The following is a 24,881-nucleotide window of genomic DNA, read 5'->3' on the forward strand; positions in this document are numbered from 1 at the left end:
GATCATTGGCCAGACACCACGGTCGGTGGCGTTCCGAGTCAAACCGGACCGGTGACCTCGCCCCCACATCCTCACAGTGGCGTTCGGTGCGTCCAACGCACCCAATGTGGCATTCGGTGCATCCCACGCACCCAATGTGGCATTCGGTGCGTCCAACGCACCCAACGCCACATTGGGGCGCATGAGCGCAGCCCGCAAAGTTCTGCCGACCGCTGACGATCTTGACGAATCTGTCCGGCTTCCGTCGTGAAACACCCCTACCGGCCGAAACTTTCGAGATTGACATTCGGCGAATCGTTGACGGCCGTCACCGGTCTACCTACCTTTGTGAGGGGGAATCCCCAACCGGAGGTCAATGATGACTGGGCTCGGAAGAACGCTCGGAACACTCGTCAGCGTCCTGTTGATCGCCGTCGCCGGAGCTGTCGTGCCACCGACGGCGTCCGCCGCGTCGCTGGTTGAGGTCACCGGCTTCGGCGCCAACCCGGGCGGGATGCGCATGCACGTCTACGTGCCGGACTCCCGCCCGGCCCACCCCGCGATCGTGGTCGCCATGCACGGGTGCGGCGGCTCGGGCCCCGGCTTCTACTCGGGCAGCGAGTTCGCGTCGCTCGCCGACCGGTACGGGTTCGTCGTCATCTACCCCAGCGCGCAGCAGCAGGCCGGGTTCGGGAAGTGCTTCGACACCTGGTCCGACGCGGCCAAGCGCCGCGGCGGCGGCAGTGACCCGGTCTCCATCGTCTCGATGGTGACCTACGCCGAACAGCACTACGGCGGCGACCCCAACCGGGTCTTCGCCACCGGATCGTCCTCCGGCGGCATGATGACCAACGAGATGCTCGCCCTCTACCCGGACGTGTTCAAGGCCGGCGCGGCCTTCATGGGCGTGCCCTTCAACTGCTTCGCCAACGCCGCCGACTTCCCGCCGGGCACCAGCAAGTGCACCGGCGGAAGCATGAACCGGACCCCGCAGCAGTGGGGGGACGCGGTCCGGCAGGCCTACCCCGGCTACACCGGCGCCCGCCCGCGCGTCCAGCTCTGGCACGGCACCGCCGACACCCTCGTGCCGTATTCCCTGCTGCAGGAGGAAATCGAGCAGTGGACCAACGTGTTCGGGCTGAGCCAGACCCCGACGTCCACGGACACTCCGCAGTCCGGCTGGAACCGCCGCCGCTACACCGACGCCGCCGGCACCACCCAGGTCGAGGCGTACAGCATCCAGGGCGCCGGGCACAGCCTGCCCTCCGGTGGCATGGCCGCCCACGCCCTCGCGTTCTTCGGCCTCACCACCCTCACCACCCCCACCGACCCGCCGCTCCCCTCCGGACCGTGTGGGGTCAAGGCCGCGGTGAACGCGTGGAACGGCGGCCTGACCGAGAGCATCACCCTCACGAACACGGGCACCACCGCGATCAACGGCTGGTCCCTGGTCTTCGGCCTGCCCGGCGGGCAGTCGATCACCTCCGGCTGGAACGCCACCTACTCGCCGTTCTCGGGGCAGGTGACCGCCCGCAACGTCACGCACAACGCCACGATCGCGCCCGGCGCCTCGGTCGCCATCGGCTTCCAGGCCACCCACACCGGAGACGCGGGCGGACCCGCCTCCTTCACCCTCAACGGAATGTCCTGCTCACTCTCCTGACCGCCACAGCCGGGCTCACGAGTCCGTACAGCTCTTCGAACCTGTCGAGCGTCGTGGCGATGTCGTGACGGGCGATGGCGGCCCGGCCCGCCTCGCCCATCGCGGCCCTCTGGTCCGGCCCGGCGGCGAGGCGCGCGATCGCGGTGCGCAGCGCGCCGACGTCGCCGGGCGGGTAGAGGAACCCGTTCCGACCCGGCTCCACCAGGTGCGGCAACGCGACGGCGTCCGCGGCGACCACCGGCAGCCCGGCCGCCATCGCCTCCATCGTGGCCAGGCTCTGCAGCTCCGCCGTGCCGGGCATGCAGAACACGTGACAGCTCCGGTAGATCCGGACCAGCTCGCCGTCCGGCACGAACCCGTGGAACCGCACGCGATCCGCGATCCCGAGCCGGCCGGCGAGCGCGACCAGGTCGTCGCGGCAGGTGCCGTCCCCCACGATCTCCGCCCGGACCCCCGGCAGCGGTGCGATCGCCCGGAGCAGCTCGTCGATGTTCTTTTCCGCGTCGAGCCGGCCGACGAACAGCGCCGCGAACCCCTCGGACGGCTCGGCCGGGCCCGCGTAGTGCGCCACGTTGATGCCGTTCGACACCACCAGCGCCGGGTTCGGCAGGCCGTGGCCGTCGAGGAGTTCCGCGGCCCGCGGGGTCGGGGTGGTGACGACGTCGGCGGTCCGGTAGATCCGCACGAAGTCGCGCCAGGCCAGGCGGATCAGCGCGCGGCTGACGAACCCGGGCAGCGTGGCGTAGCCGAGGAGGTTCTCCGGCATGAAGTGATTGGTGGCGACCGTGCGGATGCCGCGTTCCCGCGCGGCGGCGAGCAGCGCGCGGCCGACCGCGAAGTGCGACTGGACGTGGACGACGTCGGGGCACAACCGGTCGAGCAGCGGCCCGGCGGCCTCGCGGGCGCGGCCCGGGGTGCTGATCCGGAACGCCGGGTGGAACGGCGTCCGCACCGAACGCGCATGGTGCACGGTGTAAGCCGCGCTCGGCGCGCTCGGCGTGTGGGGGCGCGGGCAGAGCACGTGGACGTCGTGGCCGCGAGCGGCCAGTCCCTCGGCGAGGCGGCCCGCGAAGAAGGACGCGCCGTTGACGTCGGGCGGGAAGGTGTCGGCGCCGATCAGGATGCGCTGGCCGGGCATGGTGGGCTCCTCGCTGGTGGGGTGGTGACTTCGGTCGGGGACGGATCGGGCCAGCACGAGCACGCCGGTGACGGCGAGCAGCGCGAGCCCGGCCTGCGCGGCCGCGATGGCCGGCGGGACGTGCGGTGATTCGCCGTAGAGCGCCAGCGCGGCGACGACGGCGGTGAGCGGGTCGAGCACGGTGGTGGCGCCGACGACCACGGCGGCCGGCCCGGCCGCGTAGGCCTGGTGCAGCAGCCAGCCGCCGGCGACGAGCAGCACGAGCCCTTGGGCGGCGACGCCCGGCGAGAGCTCGAGGAAGGCGGCGCGCATGACCGCCGACCCGAGTCCGAAAAGGACGGCCGCCGCCGTGCTCAGGCCGAGACAGCGGTAGCGTCCCCGGCAGCAGAGCCCCGCGACGGCGGCGACCGCGCCCGCGAGCACGCCCGGCCACACGTCGACGGTGGTCCCGGTGGCCCAGCCGGCACCGGCCGAGAGCACCACGAACCCGCCGATCCCGGCGCAGACCGCACCGACGACGAGCCGCACGCGTGGCACCGCGGCGTCACCACGGCGGACGACGGTGAGGACCAGGCTGAGCACGCCGATCGGCTGCACGATCGCCAGCGGCGCCAGGGAAAGCGCGACCAGGTGCAGGCCACTGGCGGCGAGCCCGAGCGCCGTTCCGCCGAGCCAGGCGCGCGAGCGCACGACCCGCCCGAGCGCTCCGGCCTCGAGGCGGCGGCCCGGTCCGGCGGCGCGGACGGCGTCGTGCTGCAGGCCGACCGACCTCGAGAACAGGAAGGCGGCGACGGCCGCGCACGCGATCGCGACGACGGTCATCGCCCGGCGCTCCGGACCGCGAGCGCGGCGGTCACGAGAATGCCGAGTTCCGCGGCGAGCGCGAGCCGTTCGAGCAGTCCCTGCGGCAGCGCCGGGAGGAACTGGGCGAGCCCGAACGAGGCCGCCGTCGCCAGCCCGGCGAACGCGGACCAGCCGAGCCGGCGCGCGGCGACCGCCCAGCGCGGGTCCGGGCGAAGCTGCCGGGCCAGGGCCCGGCAGGCCAGCGGCAGGCTCGAGAACAGCACGGCGCCGCCGAAGCGGTGGAGGGTGCCCGGCAGCGTCGGCTGGGCCGCGCTGACGTTGCCGCGGAACACGAGCACGACGACGAGCCCGCCGAGCCAGAGCCCGAACAGGACGGCCACGGCGGTGCGCACCGGCAGCCCGGCGAGCCGGGCCGCGGCCGCGAGCACGGCGCCGGAGGCGAGCACGAGCAGGACGGCGACGGCGAACAGCGCGCCTCCGCCACGGTGGAAGACGTAGTCGCTGACCGGGTCGCGGAAGGGGTCGACCTGGCCGGCGAACGCGGTGGTGAGCACCGCGACCAGCAACTGGGCGGCGACGGCCAGGCCGATGGCGGTCCAGGCGAGCGAAGAAGTCCGGGTCACCCTGCCAAGCTGGTGCGGCCCGATGAGATCTCGATGAGAAACGTGCGGAGATTGCTTAAGAAAGCGGCAGGTTCACCACGAACCTCGCCCCGCCGCCCTCGGCGTTGCCCGCCTCGACCGTCCCGCCGTGGCGGGTGACGACCTGCTCCACGATCGCCAGCCCGAGCCCCGACCCGGGCAGCGCACGGGCCGTGTCGGCCCGGTAGAACCGTTCGAACACGTGCGGCAGATCGGCCTCCGCGATCCCCGGCCCCTGGTCCTCGACGACGAGCACGGCCCGGGCGGCCGCCACCGAAAGCGTCACGTTCACGATGCCGTCGCGGGGGCTCCACTTGGCCGCGTTGTCCAGGATGTTGAGCACCGCGCGTTCCAGTTCGCCCGGGGCCGCCATGGCTACGACGCTGGTCAGCGCCATTTCGAAGCTCGCGTGCTGGGCGCGGTTCAGCGCACGCTCCACCGCGGCGCCGACGACGTCGGCGAGATCGACCCGGTCCACCGGCTCCGGCGATCTGTCCCCTGTGGACAGCTCCACCAGCTCGCCGATGATCGTGGTCAGCTCGACCGACTGCGCGTCGAGGTCGGTGAGCAGCCTCGACCGGTCCTCCGGGGGCAGCGGCTTGCCCGCGGCGTCGGCGTGGATGAGCAGCTCGATGTTGTTGCGCAGGCTCGTCAACGGCGTGCGCAGCTCGTGCGACGCGTCCTCGGCCAGCCGCCGCTGTTCGTCCCGTGAGCGCGCCAAGGCACTCAGCATCGCGTTGAACGCTTCGGCGAGCCGGCCGATCTCCCCGCGGCCGTCCACGCTGATCGCGCGGTTCACCTCCTGCGTCCGCGCGACGTCCTCGGCGGCGTCGGTGAGCGCGTCCACCGGCCGCAGCCCCGCCCGGGCCACGGCCCGGCCGACCAGCGCGGCCGCGGCCACCCCGGCCACGCTGAGCGCGATCTCCAGGAACCCCAGACGGCCGAGAGCCCGTTCGACGCCGTCGGCATCACGCGCGATCAGCACGGCGCCGCCGGTGTCCCGCGCGGTGACCCACACCCGCACGCTGTCCGAGTCGACGGCGTCGTTGTCCGGGCCGCCGGGGACCTCGCCCGCCGCGATCAGCGCGGTCCTCGCCGTCACCGGGATCTGCACGGGCAGTGGCGAACCACTTGTCGACTCGACGCGCCCGGTCTTGTCGAGGAACTGAACGAACAACTGGCCGGAGCCCACCGGCACGTCGAACTGCGGGAAGTTCGAGTCGTCCTCGAGCAGCTTCAGCGCTTCATCCGGCGAAGCGGCCTTCGCCGCGAGCTGCGCGTACGCCTGCAACTGCCCGTCGAACTGCTTGTACAGGCTGTCGCGCGTGAAGAGCCACGACACCAGCGACACGGCGAGCACGGCGACGGCGACCGCGGCCGCGATCAGCGTGGTCATCCGCCCTCTCAGCGAAAGGCGGCGCCAGCGCTTCACAGCGGGTCTTCCCGCAGCACGTAGCCCACCCCGCGGACGGTGTGCAGCAGCCGCGGCTCGCCCGCCGCTTCGAGCTTGCGGCGTAGGTAGCTGACGTAGACGTCGAGGCCGTTGGAGGCGGCGCCGAAGTCGAAACCCCAGACGTGTTCGAACATGACCGTGCGGGTCAGCACGATCCGCGGGTGCCGCAGGAACGTCTCCAGCATGGCGAACTCGGTGCGGGTCAGCGAGATCGGCCGGCCGCCCCGCACCACTTCGCGGGTGCCGGGGTCGAGGGCGAGGTCGGCGAAGCTCAACCGGTCGCCGCCCGGCGCGGGCGCGGTCGCGTACTCGACCCGGCGCAGCAGCGCGCGGACGCGGGCGAGGAGTTCCTTCAACGCGAAAGGCTTGACGAGGTAGTCGTCGGCCCCCGCGTCCAGCCCGGCGACCCGGTCGTTGACGCCGGTCCGCGCGGTCAGCATGAGCACCGGGACGAAGTTGCCCTCGGCCCGCAGCACGCGACAGCTGTCCAGCCCGCTGAGCACCGGCATCATCACGTCGAGGAGCACACCGTCGGGCTTCTCGGCGCGGATGACGTCGAGCCCGCTCGCACCGTCGGCGGCCACCGAAACGGTGTAGCCCTCGAACCGCAGCGTGCGCGACAGCGAGTCCCGCACGGCCTCTTCGTCGTCGACGACCACGAGATGCACCCCGCCACCTCCGTCTCCCGGGCATCCTGCTCAGCCTGCCCGGTCAGGATGAAAAACGGATGAGAATCCGGCCGGTCGAGGTCCCGGTGGTCACGAAGATGCCGCGGCACCAGCCCGGCTCGGCACCCCGCTGACCGTCGGCAGGCTCGCCGAACGCGCCGGGCTGTCGAGCCGGACGCTCGCCCGGCGGTTCACCGAACAGCTAAGCACCAGCCCCGGACGGTGGCTGCTCGACCAGCGCCTCGACGCGACCCGGGTCCTGCTGGAACAGACCGACCTTCCGGTGGAAGCCATCGCCACCCGCGTCGGCCTCGCCTCGGCGGTCAACCTGCGCCGCCGCTTCCGCGCGCGCCTCGGCACCACACCCGGTGCCTACCGGCAGACCTTCGGCGAACCCGGTAAACCCGGATCATGACCGCGCGACGACCGAGTCCGGGTCATTGTCGACCCACGGCAGGGTCGGCATCCCGATCCGCCGCAGGCTCAGGGAGCGCTTGTCGGACTGCACGAGGCAGATCAGGCGCTGGCCGAGCAACGCCGCCGGCCATGCCTGGTGCACTACCAGCTCGAGCAAGGCATAGGCGTCATCGCGTTGGTGGCGCTCGAACACGTCGAAGCCGGTGAGGACCAGCGCGAAACCCGCTGATCGGCTCCACGTCTCGACCAACGCCTCGCCGAGGCCGTCGCGCAGACAATGCCACTGGTCGTGACACGTGTACCCCAGTGCCGAGCCCAGGTCGCGGAACATGTGGGAGACGATCAGCCAGGAGGCGTCCACCAGCACCACTTCATAGTCATGCTGCCGCAGCCACTCGACGGTGGTGTTCAGGAGCGTACGACTGTGCACAAGCCGCACCGGACCGCGCATCATCAGGTGATAGTCGAGCCGCCTGAAGTCGGTCTCGCGATCGAAGGCCACCACGCCGGCGAGCATGCACCATCTCCCCAGCCACCACCAAAGGAATTAAGGCACGGCCGTCATGGTCAGCTCGTATCCTCGTCTTCCAATGTGGGGATCACCGGTGACAGGAGGTGGTCTGAGTGTTCGGTGACCGTGCCTCGGACCAGCCGGAAGACACGGAAGCTCAGCATGTGCGCCGGGTGTTCGTCATCGTGGACGTACAGCAGCCCGTATGACCCAGGGGCAAGCTGCCCGACCTTGGCGAACAAGCCGACCACCGCTTCACCATGCTGCCCACGGTGATTGGGGTTCCCGCCGAGGTGGATGTAGTACGTGCCATTCATCGGCCGAAGATCCATCAACGCGTAGCCGGCGAACTCGTCGACCAGAGCCCGGATCTCGCCGAGACGAAGGGGCGGTTCGTCGTCAAGCACTTCAGCAGCGGAGCGAAGGCAAGTGACCACCGAAAGTCCAGGCTGCGCCGAACTCTGGCACGTCAAGGCCAGGAAGTGACCCTCGAAGCTCTCCTCCAGAATTCCGACCTGGCTTTAGCCTGAAGCAATCGATTATTGTTCAGCAAACCAATCGCCGATCGCTTTCCAGTCAAAGCTCTCCCGCCACGCCGTTGCACCATCAAGCCATCCAACGAGAGCGTCTCCGACCTTATCGCGCGATATCGTCAAGGTCTGGAAATGCTCCTTCACATTTCCGGCCCTGTACTCCAATTGATACATCCCCTCAGGTCGTAGCCATACTTGGATATAATGATCGCCGCCGCTCGAATCCTTCGCATTCTCAAGAATAACGTGATTATCTCGAGGAAGCGCTTCGAGAACTGCTCGAATATTACTCTCCGTAGGCGATTCAACACTGGCACCCGTTGACGTTCACAACAAGATCACTCCGCCGCCACCTTGGGCCGAGGCCCATCCGATCAACAGGAGCGGGCCGATAGAGTCAAACGCCGCTTCCCCCACTGACCAGCGCAGAATCAGCGATATTCAAGAGCAGCGTAACCACGCTTGCGACCAGTAGCAGGTGCCGTCATGTGATCGCCTGGGCGGTCATGCCGAATCGCGTGATGGATCCATCCGGAGAAATTCCGCGTAAATAAAGTGCATGAGCGCCGCATAGGCGTGCTGCTGCCGCGCGATCACCAAGTCTTCCCCAGCGACCTCGCCGATCAAGATCTCGATACGCCGCTGCACATCCTCGATCATACCCAAGACGTCTACGCTTGCGGGTGCAGACTTATGGATACCCCGTTCAACAAATCGCGCCACAGTGGAGACATACTCGTCGGCGAGAGCCATGTCGTCATGCGCGAGGATCAGATCCTTGTGCACTCCGCAGCGAGGAAACGGCAACCACCGCCACAGTGTGTATGCATCCCTGAAGCCGACCATCGCCTGACCCCTAAAATCTCTAGAATCGATTATTATACCAGAACGATAAAACCCTTCCGTCCGGCGCTATGATTCCCCCCTGCCCTCCGTTCGGATCCCTGTAGAGTACACCGTATTACCCTTCCTCGAATTCCGACCTCTTCGCGTTGTAGTTCCTGTTGTGGATCGGCGTGTTACGCCAGGTCTTCCGGACGAAGCCCGCACCGGTGGCACGCATGGCATCCGCACCATGACACTCATCGCACTGTCCGCCGAACTTGGGTCAGCGGGTCTCGGAGGCGAGTTTGAGTCCGACACCGATCAGGATTGTGGCGGTGACGCGATCGAGCCACGCTCGGACGCGCTCGCGAAGAAGCAGCCGCCGGGCTTTGGCTGCCAGCCAGATGAGGAGTGAGAACCAGATGGCTGTCACCGCGATGTGGATGATGACGAGCAGCGTGCCCCAGGTGGTGGCGCCTGTTCCGGTCGGAAGGAACTGCGGCAAGATGCTGATGTAGAAGACTCCGACCTTCGGGTTGAGCATGTTGGTCACGAGCCCGGAGCGGAGCGCTTTGGCACTCTTGAAAGGCGCGGCGGCGACTACGTCGCAGGAATCGCTGCTCAGGTCCCGGTTCCGTGGAAGGGATTTCCAGATCGCGACGCTTCCCAGCCAGATCAGGTAGGCAGCCCCGGCGATCCGGACGACATCGTAGGCAGTCTTCGATGCGGCCAGCAGGGCAGTAAGTCCCGCGAGGCTGGCGGTCGCCCAGGCGAGGTAGCCGAGCGTGATGCCTGCGACGGTGGCGGCACCGGCGCGACGGCCGGCGAGCAGGGTGTGTCGCAACACCAGCATGGTGTCGATGCCGGGCGTCATCACTCCCAGCAGGGCGACCACAGTCCAGGTCAGCACAGCGGAACCGGACATTGCGACCTCCACCAGCGTTGTGGACGAGCGACCAGGCTGATGACACCACACGTGCGCGAGGAGGCGCCAGCGGGTTGATCCTGCCAGGCCGGCCGGTGGCCGGCGTGTTCGATGGTCGCCCCACTCCGCCGCGACTACCGCGCAGCACGAGCGTCCACATCGGACTACTCCGTGCCGTCCGCCGGGAGGCGCTCCGGCAGCCCGAGCCGCGGGAACCGGTCGTCGTGGAACGTGACGATCTCGGTGATCGCCCCGCCGGTGACGCGCAGGACGTCGATCGTCAGCGGCAGGTACGCGCGCTCCTGCTCCCGCCAGTGGTAGAAGGCGACGGCGGGCTGCCGGTTCACGGAGGTGGGGAAGGCACGCAGGTGCCGCATGCCCTCGAAGCCGTCCTCGACCCAGTTGTTCACGACCGCGTCGCGGCCGACGTACAGGCCCGGCGTGGGCGGCATCGAGCAGCGGACGTCATCTCGCAGCATTGCGGCGAGCGCCGGGACGTCCGTGGCCACGCTGGCCTCGGTGAAGCGGCGCACCAGCTCGCGCGTCCCGGCGTCCTGCTCGCCGCCGGCCCAGTCCTGCCGCTCGGTGGGCAGGTGCTCCCGCATGCCGGCGCGGGCCCGCTGCAGCGCGCTGTTCACGGAGTTGACGGAGTCCCCGAGCAGCCCCGCGACCTCCTTCGCCGGCCAGCCGAGCACGTCCCGCAGGATCAGCACGGCCCGCGGGCGCGGCGCGAGGTGCTGGACCGCGACCAGGTACGCCAGCTCGATCGTCTCCCGCGCGACGGCGACGGTCTCCGGCTCGTCCGCGTCGCCCGCGGGCAGCTCGTCGAGCAGCCGGTCCGGATAGGGCTGCAGCCACCGCACCTCACCGCCGATCGCCGGCTCCGGGCGGCACTTGGCCAGCAGATCCAGGCAGGCGTTGGTGGCGATCCGGTACAGCCAGGCCCGGAACGTCGATCGCCCCTCGAAGGTCTCCCGCCGCCGCCAAGCACGCAGGAATGTCTCCTGCACGGTGTCCTCGGCGTCCTCGAACGACCCGAGCATCCGGTAGCAGTGCACGTGCAGCTCCCGCCGGTGCCGCTCCGCCAGCCCCGAAAACTCCGGCTCGCCGACCTCGCCCAGCCCGCTCACGCCCAGTTCCGCCGGCCGCGTGTCCGCACTCATCACGTCATCCTTCCGCCTCGTCGGGTGTCCCGTCATCAGTGAGACGGGTGCGGGCGCGACAACTCATCACCTCGCGGCGTCGGCATACCGGCGGGCCAGCCGCGCGAAGGCGGCCTTGAGTTCGGGCGGCCCGATGACTTCGATGTCGGCGTCGAACCTGCCGATGGCGGCGGCCAGACCGGGCCATGACCACGAGCCCATGGTCAGCCGGCAGCGGTCCGGGCCGAGTTCCTCGACGATTCCGTCGTGAATGTGGGGAGACACGGCGGCAGCGGGGAGGTCGAGGATCACCTCGCCACGGCACGGCCACTCGCCGGAGCCGTCGGCGTCCCGGAATCTGCTGGTCACGAAGGCGGCCACGCTCCCTCCGGGCAGTTCGCGCGGGGTGAAGCGGGGTCCGGTCGGCGTGCGCGGGGTGATCCGGTCGGCGCGGAAGGTGCGCCAGTCGTCGCGGTCGAGGTCCCAGGCGACCAGGTACCAGCGCCCGCCCCAGGTGACGAGGTGGTGTGGCTGCACCCGGCGCGGCGGAGCACCGGCGCGGTCGTCGTCGCCTGCTCCGGCCGGGGATACGTAGTCGAAGCGCAGCACTTCGCCGGCGTGGACGGCGGTGCTGAGGGCGACGAGGACGCTGCTGTCGACCTGGGGGTCCGGCCGGGTCGTCGGTGGCCCGACGGCGGTGATCCGGAGGGTGTCGATCCGGCGGCGCAGCCTTGCGGGCATGACCTGCCGGACGGTGGCCAGCGCGCGCACTGCCGCTTCCTCGATGCCGGCACCGGCGGTGGTGGCGATCCGGAGTGCGACGGTCAGCGCGACGGCTTGCTCGTCGTCGAACAACAAGGGCGGCAGTTCGGCGCCGGCGCCGAGCCGGTACCCGCCGTCAGGTCCTTTGACGGCCGCGATGGGGTAGCCGAGCTCGCGCAGGCGCTCGACGTCACGGCGCACGGTGCGCGGGCTCACCTCGAGCCGCTCCGCCAGCAGCTCCCCCGGCCAGTCCCGGCGGGCCTGCAGCAGCGAGAGCAAGGCCAGTAGTCGCGCTGAAGTCTTCGGCACGACGCCCAGTATCGCCCAGAGAAGCGGCCACATCCTGTCCGCTACCCCTGCGAGGGTGGTCCCAGCGCAAACCATTCGAAGGTAAGGAATCACGCATGTCCATCACGACCACGACCCACCTGAACTTCCGAGGCGAGGCTCGCGAGGCGCTGGAGTTCTACCAGTCCGTTTTCGGGGGCGACCTCGCCGCCGTCACGTACAAGGACGCCGGTGCCGTCCAGGAAGAATCCGAAGCTGACCAGGTCATGTGGGGCCAGGTCCTCGGCGGGAACGGCTTCCACGTCATGGCCTACGACGTGCCCGCGCGGATGGCCCACCAGCGGGGTGAGAACTCCTTCTTCGTCTCCGTGCGCGGCGAGACCGTCGAGGAGGTCACCGGCTACTGGGAGAAGCTGTCCGACGGAGCGACCGTCGTGATCCCGATGGGCCCGGCGGGCTGGGCGCCCGCCTACGGGATGCTGAAGGACCGTTTCGCCGTCGTGTGGGTCATCGACGTCGCGAGCGGATACAACGGGTAGCACATAATCGCCACGTGAGTTCGATCATCGAGTTCTTCGTCGCTCCGGACGACACCGCCGCGGCCGGTGTCGCGGAGAGCGGCCCGGACGGGAGCTTCGAGTCGGCGACCTACGGCAACTTCGACGTCTGGTCCACGCTCGTGGAGTGGGAGAGCCTTCTCAGCGGCCGCGGCGTCGAGGAGCTCATCACCGGCGGCGGGCCGCACGTCGTCGCCGGCAGCGACGGCCTGCCTGTCGTCCTGGCCACGCCCGGCGATCTCACCAGGGCGTTGGCGAGCGCTGACGACCACCTGCTCGGCACAACCGCCGAGCGGTGGGTCGAACTGCGAGAAGAGGAGGGGGAAACCATCGACGACGAACTGGCCCGAGAGCTCGTCAGAGAGGTGGCGGCCCTCGCCGTCGGCGCGGTACGGACCGGAACGTCGCTGTACTGCCGGATCTCGTGACGCCTGGATTCGAAGCGCACTCCCACCGCATGTGCTCATCCATGTATTCTTTCATTTAAGTACTTCGATGGATGAGGTGGCGATGCGCGTTCTCGTGGTCGGCGACGGCCCGCTCGGGCAGGTCTTCGGGTTGTGGCTGACCGAGGGCGGTGCTTCCGTGACGTACCTGGTCAAACCCGGACGGGACAGCTGGGAAGCGCGCACGCTCTACCGGCTGCGGCGAGTAGGCCGGCCTGTCCCGCGACGGCTGCGGCCGGACGAGGTGCTGACCGAGCTCGCCGACGGCTCGTGGGACATGGTCTGGCTGTGCGTTTCCTCGACCGCGCTCCGCGGGCCGTGGCTGCGGGAACTGGCGGAAAAGACCGGTGACGCGACCATCGTCAGCGTCGGCCAGGACGTCCACGACCGGGCCGTCCTCGGCGAGGTGTGGCCGTCCGAGCGGATCGTGCAGGTGACGCCCGCCGTGCTCGCCTATTCCGCGCCGCTGGCCGACGAGGTGCCCGCGCCCGGCGTCGCGTACTGGACCCCGCCCGGCGCCGCGAACGGCGTCAGCGGCGAGCGGGCGGGTTCGGTCGTGACCGCGCTACGCGGCACGCGGACCCGCGTCGCGCGTCGGCCCGGAGCAGGCGAAACGGCCGCGGCCCGGATGGTGCCCTACGTCGCCGCGTTGGAGGCGGCCGGCTGGTCGCTGCCGGAACTACGGGCCAGGCTCGACCTGCCCACGGCGGCCGCCGCCGAAGCCGTCCGCATCGTCGGCGGCCGCACCCCGGCGCTGATGCGACCGGCCGCCGGTCTCGTCCTGCGGCTGCTGCCCCGGCTGGTCCCGTTCGACCTGCCGCGGTACCTCGAGGCGCATTTCACCAAGGTGGCCGACCAGACGCGGTTGATGCTCGACGGCTGGATCGCCGAAGGCACCTCGAACGAACTGCCCGTGACCCGGCTGCGCGAACTCCGGCACGCCTTGTCGGCCAAGATGACCTCGTGACGCCTCCCCCCACCGCCGAAGACGTCCTCGACCGGTTCGCGCGCAGCCGGGCGCTGTTCACCGCACTCGGCGACGAACGGCGGCAGACCATCATCGTGCTGCTGCTCAGAGCCGGCGAGGCGCTCAGCGTCAACGACATCGCCGCGCGGCTGGAACTGTCCCAGCCGGCGGCGTCGCACCACCTGAAGATCCTGCGCGACGCCGGGTTGCTCACCGTCGAACGCAAAGGCACCCAACGCCGCTACGCGTTGAACGCCGCCGAATACCCCGAACGCCTGGCTCCCCTGGGAGAACTCGTCGAGCTGATCACGGCGTGCGCGGCAGCACCGCATGCCTGACTCGCGTTTGAGCCTTCCGCCCTCGTGGTACTGACGAAGATCATGGTTGTCCGCTTTGGAGGGTGCTCGTGCAGATCCAGGTCAACACCGACCACAACATCCACGGTGGCGAACGACTGGCCACCTACGTGACCACCGACCTGGAGAACGGCCTGTCCCGGTTCGGCGGATGGTTGACCCGGGTGGAGGTACACCTCAGCGAGGACGGAGCCGGCAAGCCGGAGGACAAGAAGTGCGTGATCGAGGCGCGGCCCGGTGGCAAACAGCCGGTCGCGGTCACCCACCACGCGGCCACCGTGGACGACGCGTACGCCGGGGCGGCGCACAAATTGGGGAGGGTGCTGGATTCCCGGTACACCCGCGCCCATGACCACAAGGGCAGCGACAGCATCCGGCACATGCCCGCTCCGGAGGACCCGGAGCAGGTCGGCGCGATCGAGGACGCGCCGCGGGCCTGATCAAGGCGACACGCGAATCCCCAAGCGACCGCTAGGTCGCAAGTTGTTTGACGTTCGGGCCGAGCGCCCCAATGTGGCGTTCGGTGCGTCCAACGCACCCAAAGTGGCGTTCGGTGCGTCCAACGCACCCAAAGTGGCGTTCGGTGCATCCAACGCACCCAAAGTGGCGTTCGGTGCATCCAACGCAACCAACGCCACATTGGGGCGCAAACCCGGCCCTGCCAACAAACCTCGGACGCGCGACACTAGGCCGCCTGGGCTCTTCGCGCAGGATCCGCCGGCACAGGTCCCGACGAGGGCGCACAGCGGCAGCCGCACCGCTGTGGCCATCGCGCATTTCCCGCGAATATCGCCGTGCACAGCTGGTAACGCCGCCGCAGCGCGGGATCGCGCCAGCCGAACCGGTCACGGCGAACCGCCCCATCGCCATCCCGGCCACCGGCCACCGCACCGGCATCGACAGCAGGAGCACCACGCCCTGACCGGCCTGGATGAGCACAGCCGGAAGGGAGAAGTTGATCGCCTGCCCGGCCCCCCGGCCAGCAGGACGGACGCCCCGACGACGACCAGCCCGATCGCCGCCGACCAGTAGCGCCGCTCGGTCCACACCCGCAGGACCGCGAGCACCGCTACGCCGCCGGCCGCTGTCAGCGCGGAGGTCCGGATCGAACCGATCGCGTCGTCGTCGGTCGACGAACTGGTCGACAGGTTCGACCCTCTCCGGCTGAACCGGCGGTAACGGGACGCGGGCCGAGCGCGACTGGAGAAAAAGGATCACGTCGACGAGGGGTGACTGCGCATGGGGCCGGCTGTCGGAAGCGTCGGCGGCTGGCTGGTCCAAGCCTTCCCCGACATCTCCAGCAATCTGATCGCGGCGGCCATCGGAGGTGTGCTGGTCTGGTCGGCGACGAACACGAGACGACGCCTCAGGCTGGTCCGCGCGCGCAGGTTCTGGCGGGCGCTGGGTGGCCGTCGCCCGTTCATCGTCCTGGGGGCGCATGACTTCGGACCGCGGCGGCGGTGGGCCAGAGCCGGCGTGGTGGGCATGGGCGACATCGCGGCCCTCGTGGAAATCGAAGCCCAGCTCCGCAAGCTGGGCTTCGCCGGGACCATCGCCGAGTCGAAGCAACTGTCGCCGCGTGACCTGAGTTCGGACCTCGTCCTGATCGGCGGGCCGGTGGCGAACGCCGTGACGAGGACGATGCTGGCGAAGCTGAGCGGAGTGATCTCCTACGCCTTCGCCGAAGATCCCGAGCACGAGGGAGCAGCCGTGGTGCACGACCTGAGATCCGGCCGCCTGCTGGTGCCACAGTACGAGGAGTCGGGGCATCCGGTCAGCGACCACGCCTTGATCATCCGGACGCCGAATCCCCTGGCTCCGGACACCTCGGAACTCGTCATCGTGGCGGGGTGCTGGGAACACGGCACCGCGGCCGCGGCGGAGAAGCTCGGAGACCGGAAGTTTCTCCGCAAGCTGAAGAAGATGAAGCACTTCGAGGCTCTCGTCGAGACCACGGTCGTGAACGCCGCCCACTACAACACCAAGGTCGTCGAAACGCGGCGGATCCCGGCAGGATGAAACCCGACCTCGATGAGTCGTACTCATCTGGTCACCTCCACCCCCTGTTCGAGCCAATCAGCGGCTGGCTGGACTCCGATCGGCCTAGCGTGGTGAAAGTCTTGAAACTAGGCACATCAGTTCTTGACGTCGAGCACGGCCGAACGCTCTCATAGGTGATCAGAACAACCGCAGAACTGCGGCGCAGGGGTACCGGCCGACGCTTGACCGGCAGAACCGACACCGCTGATGAGTCAGACACATCATGGGCCGCCGGACCTGCACCCCGACTCGTCAACGAAGGGGCTCGCGTCATGCGACAACACGTTCGGCCGGGGAGCCGCCGACGCTTCACGCCGGTGGCAGTGGCCGCCGCGGTGCTGCTCACCGCTGTGGCGGGAACGCCCCCGGCCACGGCGGCGGGTCCACGGCCCCCGGCGTCCACAGCGGCCGCTCCCGTCGCGTCGACGCCGGACGGCTTCACCGCGGGCAACGCCGCGATCGGCTCGGTCGATCTGGCCGGGACGTGGAGCTTCACGCCGGCGGGCCGGCCCACGACGTCGATCACCGTGCCCGGTGGCGGCTGGTACAAGCAGGGCTTCACCGACGTGAACGAGGCGACGTATTCGCGCAGCGTCACGGTGCCGGACACGGGGCAGCCGCAGTCGGTGTGGATCGAGTTCGGGGCGGTGAACCACCAGGCGACGCTGTCGGTGGACGGGCGGGTGGTCGCCACCCGGACCACCGCCTTCACCGCGTCGAACTTCGACATCACCGCGTACGCCGCTCCCGGCACCACGCACACGATCAGCGTGGCGGTGAAGGGCCGCGGCGCGTTGAAGAACAGCGCGGGCAAGTACCTGGTGCCCGTGGCCGCCGACTGGTCGGAGGCCGTGCCGCAGGGCATCTTCCGTTCGGCGTTCCTGCGGGCTTACCCGGCGGTGTACGTCAGTGACACATTCGTCCGAACGTCGGTGGCGAACCAGACCCTCACCTACGACGTCTCCGTGACGAACACCTCCGCAAGTGCCCGGTCGGTGACGCTGACCGGAGAGCTCGCCTCGGACGGCGGAGGCTCGTTCACCTACCCCGCCCTGCCCGCCCGCACGGTCAGCGTGGCCGCCCGTTCGACGGCCAAGGTGACGGTCGGCCCGATCCCGTGGAACCTGGGCACGACCTCGTACTGGTGGCCGAACGTGCCCTACCGCCAGGGCTACCGGGCGCAGCTGCACCGGCTGTCGGTGCACGCGGCCACCGACGACGGGCGCACCAGCGACGCCGCGTACCGGTTCGGGTTCCGGGAGAGCACGCAGAACGGCGAGTACTACCAGCTCAACGGCGTGCGCATGAACTACCGCGGCGACAACCTCCAGGGCGCCGACTACGACCGGATCAACAACGGCGGAAAGGGTGACGCCTACGACACGTTGCCCGGGTTCCTGCCGCCGTCGCCGGGCAACCCCGGCTGGCCCGGGGCGGTCGACAACTACCAGCGGCTGAACTTCAACGTCGTGCGGATCCACCAGGAGCCGGCCAGCCCGTACATGCTGGACGTGGCCGACGAAATGGGCCTGATGATCATCGACGAGAGCGGGATCCGCGGTGGCGCGGAGGATTTCGTCGGCGGTCACGACAACATGGTCGACCACGACCGCGCGCTGACGCTGCGGGACCGCAACCACCCGGCGGTCGTCCGCTGGAGCCAGGCCAACGAACCGAGCTTCGGCAACGACTCCGAGCAGTTCGAGCAGGACCTCTACGCGGCGATGAACGGCAACGACGGCACCCGGCCGATCAGCATCGACGCCGCACCGGGCGCCGATTCGGCCAGCCGGTACCCGAACATGAACTACGCCAACTTCGCCATCTTCGCGCACTACCTCGACGGCACGGGTCAGTACGGCGAACGGGTGCCGTCGGTGACCGGCCGGCCCGACGGCGAGGGCGAGTACATCTGGCCCAAGTGCAACACCAAGCAGGGCTTCGAGTGGTTCGCCACGGCGACGGCCGCCAAGCGCGGCAAGGGCGCCAACGACCTGCGCCCGTACACCCTGCTGTCGTCCTGGGCCAGTGTCGTGCCCGGGGTGCGGACCACCGATTTCAGCCCGGAAGAGGGCGGCCACCCCGTCTACGGTGCGGACAACCTGCCCGCCCCCTGGGGCAACCCGCAGTTCAAACGGGTCCAGGCCGCGTTCAACCCGGTCGCCGCGATCGACCTGCCCTACTGGTCGGCCTCCGGTGTGTCGGACGCGGGCGGCACCTTCCCCTTGCCGCAGGCCGTACCCGGTCACCCCGCCAACACCACCGTGAACCGGACCATCACCGTCTTCAACGACGACTTCGCCGGCACCGCCGTGGACTTCGCCTGGAGCGCCCGGCTCGACAGCCCCGACGGCGCGGTGATCGCGTCCGGCGGCACGACCCTCACCGTCCCGCTGGGTTCGCGGGTGACCCAACCGGTGTCCTTCACCACCCCGGCCGGCGGCTCGCGGGTGTACCTCGTCCTGTCGACCGCCAAGTCCGGCACGGCCACGTTCAGCGACGCGGTCGAGTACTTCACGCTGGGCGGCGGGAACACCGGTCCCCCACCGGGCACCTACCGCGTCGTCAACCGCAACAGCGGCAAGCCGCTCGCCATCGCCGGCAACTCCACGGCCGACGGCGCCAAGGCCGTCCAGCAGACCGGGAACGCGACCTGGACCATCAGTTCCGTCCAGGACGGCGCCTACACCCTGCGCTACACCGCGAGCGGCAAAATGCTCGACGTCAACGGTTCCTCCACCACCGCCGGACTGCAGTTGCAGCAGTGGGCCGCCAATGGCGGCACGAACCAGCAGTGGAACCTCCGGTCCACCGGCGACGGCTACTACACCATCGTCAGCCGCGCCAGCGGCCTGGCCGCCGACGTGTACGGCCAGTCGACCAGCGACGGCGCCCAGGTCGTGCAATGGACCGCCAACAACGGCGTGAACCAGCAGTGGCAACTGACACCGGCGTGAGCGGACACCCGGCACGGCGACGAGTCGCCGATGTCGTCCGGACGGTTCACCTGGCCGCGGTAAGTATCATGGCCAGGTGAACTGGGGGACGTTGGTCGCCACCGCGCTCGGCACGATTCTGGGTGCCGGCAGCACCCTGGCCGTGGATCGTTCCCGCTGGCGGCGGGATCACCACTCCCGCGAGCATCTCGCGCGGCGCGAGCTCTACGGCCAGTACCTCGCGTCCCTGGCACTGGCCACCCACCAGCTACGCGACCTGCGACGCCCCGGCGCGCTCACCGCGGACGAGCGCATGCGAAGGGCCGGCGAGGTCCTCAGCGAGTCCGGGGCGTACCAGCTGCGCTACCAGATGCTCATCACCGCGCCGGATGATCTCGAAGCTCCGACCGAGGAGGCCTTCGCGTCGATCCGCCGCCTGCGTGACCGCTTCGACGAACCCGACGTGGGCGCCGATGCGCTGTGGGACAGCACCCTCGGTGCGGTGAGCGACGCCATCCTCAGCCTGAAGCAGGCCATGCGTGACGACCTGGCGAAATCGTCGTAAGCGCCGCTCACCCCACCGGTGACAGCCCGATCAGCCACCCTCGCGTTCTCGATCGGCGGTGCGGGACTCAGCCGTGCAGGGCGCTGCCGGCCTGCCAGGCGGCCCAGCTGATGGCCCAGTCGCCGTGGCCGTTGTTGATGGTCAGCTGCGGGCCGCCCGAGTTGGTGATCTCGACGACGTCGCCGACGTTGAAGTTGTCGAAGAACCACTTGGCGTTCTCGGTGTTCATGTTGAGGCAGCCGTTGGAGACGTTGTCGCTACCCTGCACGCCGACCGTCTTCAGGTTCTCGTGCAGGTATTCGCCGTCGGCGGAGATCCGGACGTTCCAGTTCTCCGGCGCGCTGTAGTAACCGGGGTCGCCCTTGCACACACCGTAGGTGCAGGAGTCCATGATCTTGCTGGCCTCCTTCCCCAGCACGGTGTGCGTGCCGTTGAAGGTCGGCGTCGGGCCCCGCGGCGGGGTGTCGACGGTCTTGCCCATGCTGATCGGCGCGGTCCTCACCAGCTGCCCATTGTGGAACGCCTTGATCTGGTGCGTCTTGCCGTCCGCCTTGGCGACCCAGGAGTCGTGCACCTTGTACGTGGCCGAGACGTCCTGGCCGCCGTACACGCCACCCCCGATCGGCATCCCGAAGGTCGTGGTCTCGAGCTTCACGTTCGAGCCCGCCTTCCAGTAGTCCTTGGGCCGGAAGTGCGCTTCGCGCTTGCTCACCCAGTACCAGCCGCCGTCCTGGGCGGGCGAGGACGTCACCTTGAAGGACTTCTCCGCCGTGGCCTTGTCGGTGATGTCGTGATCGAACTTCAGGCCGATGATCAGCCCGACACCGAAATCGCCCGACGCCGACTGAAAGAGCGAAGGAGTGGCGACCCCCGACGGCTTGAGCGTGCGCACCTCCCCGCGTTGCTCGGTCGCCGCACCCGCCTGGTTCACCGCGGTGGCGACCACCTGGTACGTGGCCCCGTACCGGAGGCGGTCGTTGCTGGTCCACGTCGTCTTGTCCGGCGACAGATCACCCTTGACGCTGTTGCCGGTCTGCGGGTTCGTGACCGTGACCGCCTGCAACGTGCCACCCGACGCCTTGACGACGATCGGGTCCTTCGGGCTCAGGTCCCCGCCCGCGGGGACGAACGCCACCGTCGCGGCCGATACCCCGGGCGCTGCCGCCGCCCCGGTCACTCCGGCCGCTTGCGCGGCCCCCATGGTCTCGGACTGTCCACTACAGGCAGCCAGTGACAGGGCCACCAGGCCGAGTCCGGCGATACGGATCATTCTCACGTTCCACTAGACGTCCCACCCCACGCGAAGTTGCGTCACGATCTGATCTCTCGAGGAGGCGGCTTCAGTACTCGTAGGAGTCCTTCGGGGTGTCGAAAGTGACGGCCGGGTCATGCTCATCGGTAGCGTCGAGCCGCTGCGCCGGGAGAACGTCGCGATCTCCGAGGACGCTTCTCGCTGAGTGCGCAAGCTGCGACGGGACGCCGATGCTGCCGGCGGTCGAGGGCAAGCTGACCGGGCTGGTGTCGCTGCGTGACACGGTGCGCCCGGAGTCGAGGCCGAGGCCAGAGCCGGGGGCGCGATGAGGGCGCCGGCGCTGCCCACCCCCGCCGAAGATCACGGCCGGACGGTGGAGGTGATCGCCTGGGTGACTGCCGTGATCGCCGGTGTGGCCGTGCCGGGGAGCCGGGCCACGAGAACCCGGCGGATCTCGGGTGGCGCGCCCTGGACCCGCAGGGAGATCACGCCGGGCGGGACGACCGGCGACAAACCGTCCGGGATCGTGGTGACGCCGAACCCGCCGGCGACCAGGTGCAGTTTCGTCAGCCAGTCGCGTGCACTGTGGACGATGCGCGCTCGCCCCGGCAGGCCCGGCCAGACACCGAGCAGTGGCTCCGCGCTCGATGAGGGGGCGGCGATCCAGGGTGCGTCGACCAGTTCGTCGATGTGCACGGACGTGCGGCCCGCGAACGTGCCGGTGGCCGGGGCCGCCACGAGAAGTTCGGTGTCCTGGACGGCCGTGACGTGCAGGCGTGGCGACTCGCCGTCCGGTGGCCGGTGCGGTGGACGAGAGATGAGCATGGCGACGTCGATCGAACCGGTGCGCAACGCCCGGGCCAAGCTGGGCGTGGTGCCTTCGCGGGTGGTGACCCGGACCCGTGGCGCGGTGCCGGCGAGCCGCGCGAGCGCGGCGGGCAGGAACACCGGCCCGGCACTGAGAACCACCCCGAGCCGCACCAGTTCGGTACGGGGAGCTTCACCGGTCAGGTCGCGTTCGGCCGCGTCGACCGACGCCAAGATCGTTCGAGCGTGGCGCAGCAGCGTCAGTCCGGGCTGGGTGAGCCGTACCCCGTCGGACCCCCGCTCGAACAGGGTGGCGAAGGACGAGACAGAAGGGCTTTCCCATGCGCGCAGCGATGGTGACCGCGTTCGGCTCCCCGCTCGAGGTGGCCGACGTGCCCGACCCGGAAGCCGGCGGCGGTGAGGTGCTGGTCGAGGTCCTGGCGACCTGTGTGCCCCCGTACGCGGCCGAGGTGTTCAGCGGTGAACGGCGCTATCCGCTGGAACCACCGGTCGTGCCGGGTGTCGGCGGCATCGGCCGGGTGGCACGCGTGGGACCGGACGCGACCAAGCTGCGGGCCGGGGACCTGGTGTGGTGCGACTCGACGGTCCGCGCGCGCGACGACGCCCTGACACCGGACATCACGCTGCAGGGCTGGAGTTCCCGCGGCGAGGGCGGCGCACGGCTGGCCCGGTACCTGCACGACGGACCGTTCGCCGAACTCATGCGGGTGCCCACCGAGAACGTGTACCCTCTGCCCGCCGGGGCGGCGGCCGATCCCGCGCGCTGGTCCGCACTGGCTGTGCACACCATTCCCTACGGTGGGCTGCTGGCCGGCCGGCTCGCGGCCGGCGAGACAGTACTGATCAGCGGGGCGACCGGCAACCTCGGCAGCAGCGCGGTAGCCGTCGCGCTCGCCATGGGTGCCGGGCACGTCGTCGCCCCGGGACGCAACCGGGCCATCCTCGACCTGCTCGCCGACCGGTTCGGGCCACGGGTGAGCCCGGTTGGGCTCAGCGGAGACGAAGACACCGACCGGGCCGCGATGGCCGCCGCCGTCGACGGTCCGATCGACATCGTGCTCGACCTCCTCCCGCCCCAGGCACCCAGTTCGGCGGCGCGGGCGGCCGCCATGACCGTGCGCGAGTACGGGCGGGTCGTGCTGATGGGCGGCGTCGGCATGCTCGGCGGCGCGGACCTCGCCCTCCCCTACCCCTGGATCATGCGCAACTCGGTGACCGTGCGCGGCCAATGGATGTACCCACGCACGGCGAACGCCGGCATGATCCGGCTCATCGCGACCGGCGCCCTGGACCTCACCCCCGAACACGTCACCCGGTTCGACCTCGACCAGGTCAACGACGCGGTCACCTACGCGGCCGCCCACGGCGGGCCGTTCGACCGCACCGTCCTCATTCCCAGGGCGAGCCGGCCCACGCCCGTCTGACATGACAAACACGGCCGACATGGGTGATCCGGCAGCACGGCGCACGTAGCCTCGCGACCGCGATCCCGGACCACCGCACCGGGCCGGCGGTCAGGGCGCGTCGCCTGCCGACGCGCGTGCGTGCGCCTTGGTGGCGGCCACCTTCTCGTCGAGGCGCCCGTCCCACGGGTCGATCCCCGTCACGAACGCGTTGGTGCCGTGCCACTCGTCCACGCCGAAATCGGCGTCGAAGTCGTGCCACGAGCGTTCAGGTGCGCGAGGTGAGCGAGCCATCCACGGCATCCGCCGGCGTTCCGCGGCCAGCGAGTCGTGCGCGCGGGTCCGCTCCTTTCCTTCACCAACAGCTTCTGACCGGCGGCCTCCCATTCCTGGGTAGACACAACCGGGGTACGTTCATGGCGTTTCCTCCTGCTCATCGGTCCGGGCTTCTCTTGGACTCCGCCGGTGGGCGGCAGGAATCGCTACTCTCCTTGTGTGATCGAGATCGGTTCACGGGCGCGCACGCTGCCGGCACCTCCGCCTGCTGTCTGGGACTCACTCGTGGAGCCCCATCGGCCAGGAACCCGTCCGTGGCTCCACTTGCTGGCCGACGAAGTCGAGCCCATCGTCCTGGCCGAGGAGAAGCCCAGCCGGGTGACGTGGTCATCGCTGTGGCCGAGCCGGCCCGATGATCGGATCCACTTCGCGCTGACGGCCTCGCGCGACGGCGGGACCTTGCTGAGGTTCACCTTGCTCACCCCCGGCGAAGCCCCGGACCAGAGCAAGACCGGACACCTCCGGCGACGGCTCAACCAACTGCTGTTCGCTGATCTCCGGTTCTCCTACGGCCAGTGAGCGGTTGCTCGCGAAAGCAGGTCCGCCGGACTAGGCTCGAAACGTGGTCGAGACGCCCGACATCGTTCGCCCGCCTGCCGAACTCAGTGCCGCCCTCGCGGCCATCGGCAGCGCGACGGCCAGCGCCGAGCTCAGCCGCATGGGCATCCGCAGCGCGTTCATCCGCGGCCCGGTTTCGGTGACCCCCGGCGTGCGCGTGGCCGGCCCGGCGCTGACACTGCAGTTCCTGCCGAAGCGGGAGGACCTCTACCCCGTCGACGAGTACGCCGAACCGGAGAAGCAGCTGCACCGGCACGTCATGTACCACGCCCAGCCCGGCGACATGATCGTCGTCGACGCGCGCGGCGACATGGGCAGCGGCGTGTTCGGCGAGATGATGCTGACCTACTTCAAGGGCCGTGGCGGCGCCGGCGTCGTGATCGACGGGTGCCTGCGCGACATCGGCGAGGCCAAGCGGCTCGGCCTCGGGCTGTGGATCCGGGGCGCCACACCGAACTTCCACGCCCAGACCGGCATCGTCCCGGCCGCCGTCAACGTGCCGGTGGCGTGCGGCGGCACGCTCGTCGAACCGGGCGACATCGTCGTCGCCGACGACGACGGGGCGGTCGTGGTGCCGGTCAAGCTCGCGCCCACCCTGCTGGCTGTCGCTCGGGAGCACGTGGAATGGGAGGAGTTCTCCCGGATCCGGCTGGCCGAGGGCGGCGATCTGCGGCTGTACTACCCGCTGTCGGACGAGGCCCGGCCCGAGTACGAGCGGTGGCGCGCCGAACAGCGCCGGGACTGACGGACGCGGGTGCTCTCGGCTGAGCGCACCCGGGCCCACCCGGCCCACCCGAAAGCCGTGAATGTCGCCGGCGCAACCGGGCGCGCGTGCTGGAGGCGGCCGAGAGCGTCTTCGCCACCAAGGGCACCGGGGCGCCGACCGAG

General features: G+C 69.8%; 25 protein-coding genes and 1 pseudogene. 13 read left to right on the top strand and 13 right to left on the bottom strand.

The window, feature by feature from the left end; genetic code table 11:
• Positions 1–427: 427 nt before the first annotated feature.
• Positions 428–1,642 carry a PHB depolymerase family esterase gene (locus tag AB0M82_RS44210; protein WP_364735528.1) on the top strand — a complete coding sequence of 405 codons (1,215 nt, stop codon included), beginning with the start codon at positions 428–430 and terminating at the stop codon, positions 1,640–1,642.
• On the opposite strand, the gene AB0M82_RS44215 is transcribed toward AB0M82_RS44210, so the two are convergent.
• Genes AB0M82_RS44215 through AB0M82_RS44230 form a run of 4 tightly spaced genes read right to left on the bottom strand, consistent with a single transcriptional unit; the run spans position 1,614 to position 6,346 of the window.
• Positions 1,614–3,602 (bottom strand): glycosyltransferase, encoded by a 1,989-nt coding sequence (locus tag AB0M82_RS44215; RefSeq protein ID WP_364735529.1) that lies wholly within the window; start codon positions 3,600–3,602, stop codon positions 1,614–1,616. The genes AB0M82_RS44210 and AB0M82_RS44215 overlap by 29 nt on opposite strands.
• A complete protein-coding gene (locus tag AB0M82_RS44220) occupies positions 3,599–4,207 on the bottom strand; it encodes a DUF998 domain-containing protein (RefSeq protein ID WP_364735531.1) in 609 nt (202 codons plus the stop codon). Before AB0M82_RS44220 ends, AB0M82_RS44215 begins: the two co-directional genes overlap by 4 nt.
• 55 nt (positions 4,208–4,262) lie before the next feature.
• Positions 4,263–5,621 (bottom strand): HAMP domain-containing sensor histidine kinase, encoded by a 1,359-nt coding sequence (locus AB0M82_RS44225; RefSeq protein ID WP_364735533.1) that lies wholly within the window; start codon positions 5,619–5,621, stop codon positions 4,263–4,265.
• Between the two features lie 32 nt (positions 5,622–5,653).
• A complete protein-coding gene (locus tag AB0M82_RS44230) occupies positions 5,654–6,346 on the bottom strand; it encodes a response regulator transcription factor (RefSeq protein WP_364735535.1) in 693 nt (230 codons plus the stop codon).
• Positions 6,347–6,461: 115 nt separating this feature from the next.
• Between AB0M82_RS44230 and AB0M82_RS44235 the strand changes: the two are divergent.
• Positions 6,462–6,761, top strand: a pseudogene (locus AB0M82_RS44235) (helix-turn-helix domain-containing protein); the annotation flags it as partial.
• Here AB0M82_RS44235 and AB0M82_RS44240 read toward each other — a convergent pair.
• From AB0M82_RS44240 to AB0M82_RS44265, 6 genes are all read right to left on the bottom strand, one after another.
• The gene (locus AB0M82_RS44240; protein ID WP_364735537.1) at positions 6,756–7,280 is read right to left on the bottom strand and encodes a hypothetical protein; all 525 of its coding nucleotides are present in this window, start codon (positions 7,278–7,280) and stop codon (positions 6,756–6,758) included. The pseudogene AB0M82_RS44235 and the gene AB0M82_RS44240 sit on opposite strands and share 6 nt — an antisense overlap.
• A gap of 50 nt (positions 7,281–7,330) precedes the next feature.
• Positions 7,331–7,711 carry an Imm7 family immunity protein gene (locus AB0M82_RS44245; protein WP_364735539.1) on the bottom strand — a complete coding sequence of 127 codons (381 nt, stop codon included), beginning with the start codon at positions 7,709–7,711 and terminating at the stop codon, positions 7,331–7,333.
• Between the two features lie 600 nt (positions 7,712–8,311).
• The gene (locus AB0M82_RS44250) at positions 8,312–8,593 is read right to left on the bottom strand and encodes a hypothetical protein (protein WP_364735541.1); all 282 of its coding nucleotides are present in this window, start codon (positions 8,591–8,593) and stop codon (positions 8,312–8,314) included.
• A gap of 322 nt (positions 8,594–8,915) precedes the next feature.
• On the bottom strand, positions 8,916–9,557 hold the full coding sequence (locus tag AB0M82_RS44255) for a LysE family translocator (RefSeq protein ID WP_364735543.1): 642 nt from the start codon (positions 9,555–9,557) through the stop codon (positions 8,916–8,918).
• Between the two features lie 164 nt (positions 9,558–9,721).
• Positions 9,722–10,720: an RNA polymerase subunit sigma-70 gene (locus AB0M82_RS44260; protein WP_364735545.1), complete on the bottom strand. Its 999-nt coding sequence runs from the start codon at positions 10,718–10,720 to the stop codon at positions 9,722–9,724.
• Between the two features lie 66 nt (positions 10,721–10,786).
• Positions 10,787–11,770, bottom strand: coding sequence for a WYL domain-containing protein (locus tag AB0M82_RS44265; RefSeq protein WP_364735547.1), 984 nt, complete (start codon positions 11,768–11,770; stop codon positions 10,787–10,789).
• 95 nt (positions 11,771–11,865) lie between these two features.
• Between AB0M82_RS44265 and AB0M82_RS44270 the strand changes: the two genes are divergently transcribed.
• The 8 genes from AB0M82_RS44270 to AB0M82_RS44305 all read left to right on the top strand — a co-directional run bounded on the left by AB0M82_RS44270 (position 11,866) and on the right by AB0M82_RS44305 (position 19,616).
• Positions 11,866–12,288, top strand: coding sequence for a VOC family protein (locus AB0M82_RS44270; RefSeq protein WP_364735549.1), 423 nt, complete (start codon positions 11,866–11,868; stop codon positions 12,286–12,288).
• A 14-nt stretch (positions 12,289–12,302) separates the two neighbouring features.
• Positions 12,303–12,734, top strand: coding sequence for a hypothetical protein (locus AB0M82_RS44275; RefSeq protein WP_364735551.1), 432 nt, complete (start codon positions 12,303–12,305; stop codon positions 12,732–12,734).
• A 67-nt stretch (positions 12,735–12,801) separates the two neighbouring features.
• The gene (locus AB0M82_RS44280; protein WP_364735553.1) at positions 12,802–13,719 is read left to right on the top strand and encodes a hypothetical protein; all 918 of its coding nucleotides are present in this window, start codon (positions 12,802–12,804) and stop codon (positions 13,717–13,719) included.
• Complete coding sequence (locus tag AB0M82_RS44285; protein WP_364735555.1) at positions 13,716–14,057, top strand: metalloregulator ArsR/SmtB family transcription factor; 342 nt, start codon at positions 13,716–13,718, stop codon at positions 14,055–14,057. The genes AB0M82_RS44280 and AB0M82_RS44285 overlap by 4 nt, the downstream gene beginning before the upstream one ends.
• A 62-nt stretch (positions 14,058–14,119) precedes the next feature.
• Positions 14,120–14,515 carry an HPF/RaiA family ribosome-associated protein gene (locus tag AB0M82_RS44290; protein WP_364735557.1) on the top strand — a complete coding sequence of 132 codons (396 nt, stop codon included), beginning with the start codon at positions 14,120–14,122 and terminating at the stop codon, positions 14,513–14,515.
• A gap of 799 nt (positions 14,516–15,314) precedes the next feature.
• Entirely contained in the window at positions 15,315–16,094 is a 780-nt protein-coding gene (locus tag AB0M82_RS44295; RefSeq protein ID WP_364735559.1) for a hypothetical protein, read from the top strand.
• Between the two features lie 293 nt (positions 16,095–16,387).
• Positions 16,388–19,072, top strand: a complete 2,685-nt coding sequence (locus AB0M82_RS44300) for an RICIN domain-containing protein (RefSeq protein WP_364735561.1) — start codon at positions 16,388–16,390, stop codon at positions 19,070–19,072.
• A gap of 76 nt (positions 19,073–19,148) precedes the next feature.
• Positions 19,149–19,616, top strand: a complete 468-nt coding sequence (locus tag AB0M82_RS44305) for a hypothetical protein (protein ID WP_364735563.1) — start codon at positions 19,149–19,151, stop codon at positions 19,614–19,616.
• Positions 19,617–19,683: 67 nt separating this feature from the next.
• Here AB0M82_RS44305 and AB0M82_RS44310 read toward each other — a convergent pair whose 3' ends face one another.
• On the bottom strand, positions 19,684–20,886 hold the full coding sequence (locus tag AB0M82_RS44310) for an Ig-like domain-containing protein (RefSeq protein ID WP_364735565.1): 1,203 nt from the start codon (positions 20,884–20,886) through the stop codon (positions 19,684–19,686).
• 342 nt (positions 20,887–21,228) lie between these two features.
• Positions 21,229–21,909 (bottom strand): LysR family substrate-binding domain-containing protein, encoded by a 681-nt coding sequence (locus AB0M82_RS44315; RefSeq protein WP_364735567.1) that lies wholly within the window; start codon positions 21,907–21,909, stop codon positions 21,229–21,231.
• 107 nt (positions 21,910–22,016) lie between these two features.
• On the opposite strand from AB0M82_RS44315, the gene AB0M82_RS44320 reads away from it, so the two are divergent.
• A complete protein-coding gene (locus AB0M82_RS44320; protein ID WP_364735569.1) occupies positions 22,017–23,120 on the top strand; it encodes an alcohol dehydrogenase catalytic domain-containing protein in 1,104 nt (367 codons plus the stop codon).
• Between the two features lie 90 nt (positions 23,121–23,210).
• Here the strand turns inward: AB0M82_RS44320 and AB0M82_RS44325 are convergent, their stop codons facing one another.
• Entirely contained in the window at positions 23,211–23,393 is a 183-nt protein-coding gene (locus AB0M82_RS44325; RefSeq protein ID WP_364735571.1) for a hypothetical protein, read from the bottom strand.
• A 306-nt stretch (positions 23,394–23,699) separates the two neighbouring features.
• On the opposite strand from AB0M82_RS44325, the gene AB0M82_RS44330 reads away from it, so the two are divergent.
• A complete protein-coding gene (locus AB0M82_RS44330) occupies positions 23,700–23,954 on the top strand; it encodes a hypothetical protein (protein WP_364735573.1) in 255 nt (84 codons plus the stop codon).
• 43 nt (positions 23,955–23,997) lie between these two features.
• Positions 23,998–24,738 (top strand): ribonuclease activity regulator RraA, encoded by a 741-nt coding sequence (locus tag AB0M82_RS44335; protein ID WP_364735575.1) that lies wholly within the window; start codon positions 23,998–24,000, stop codon positions 24,736–24,738.
• Positions 24,739–24,881 lie beyond the last annotated feature (143 nt).

Origin of the sequence: Amycolatopsis sp. NPDC051128 (assembly GCF_040682715.1) — a bacterium.
Lineage (GTDB): Bacteria > Actinomycetota > Actinomycetes > Mycobacteriales > Pseudonocardiaceae > Amycolatopsis.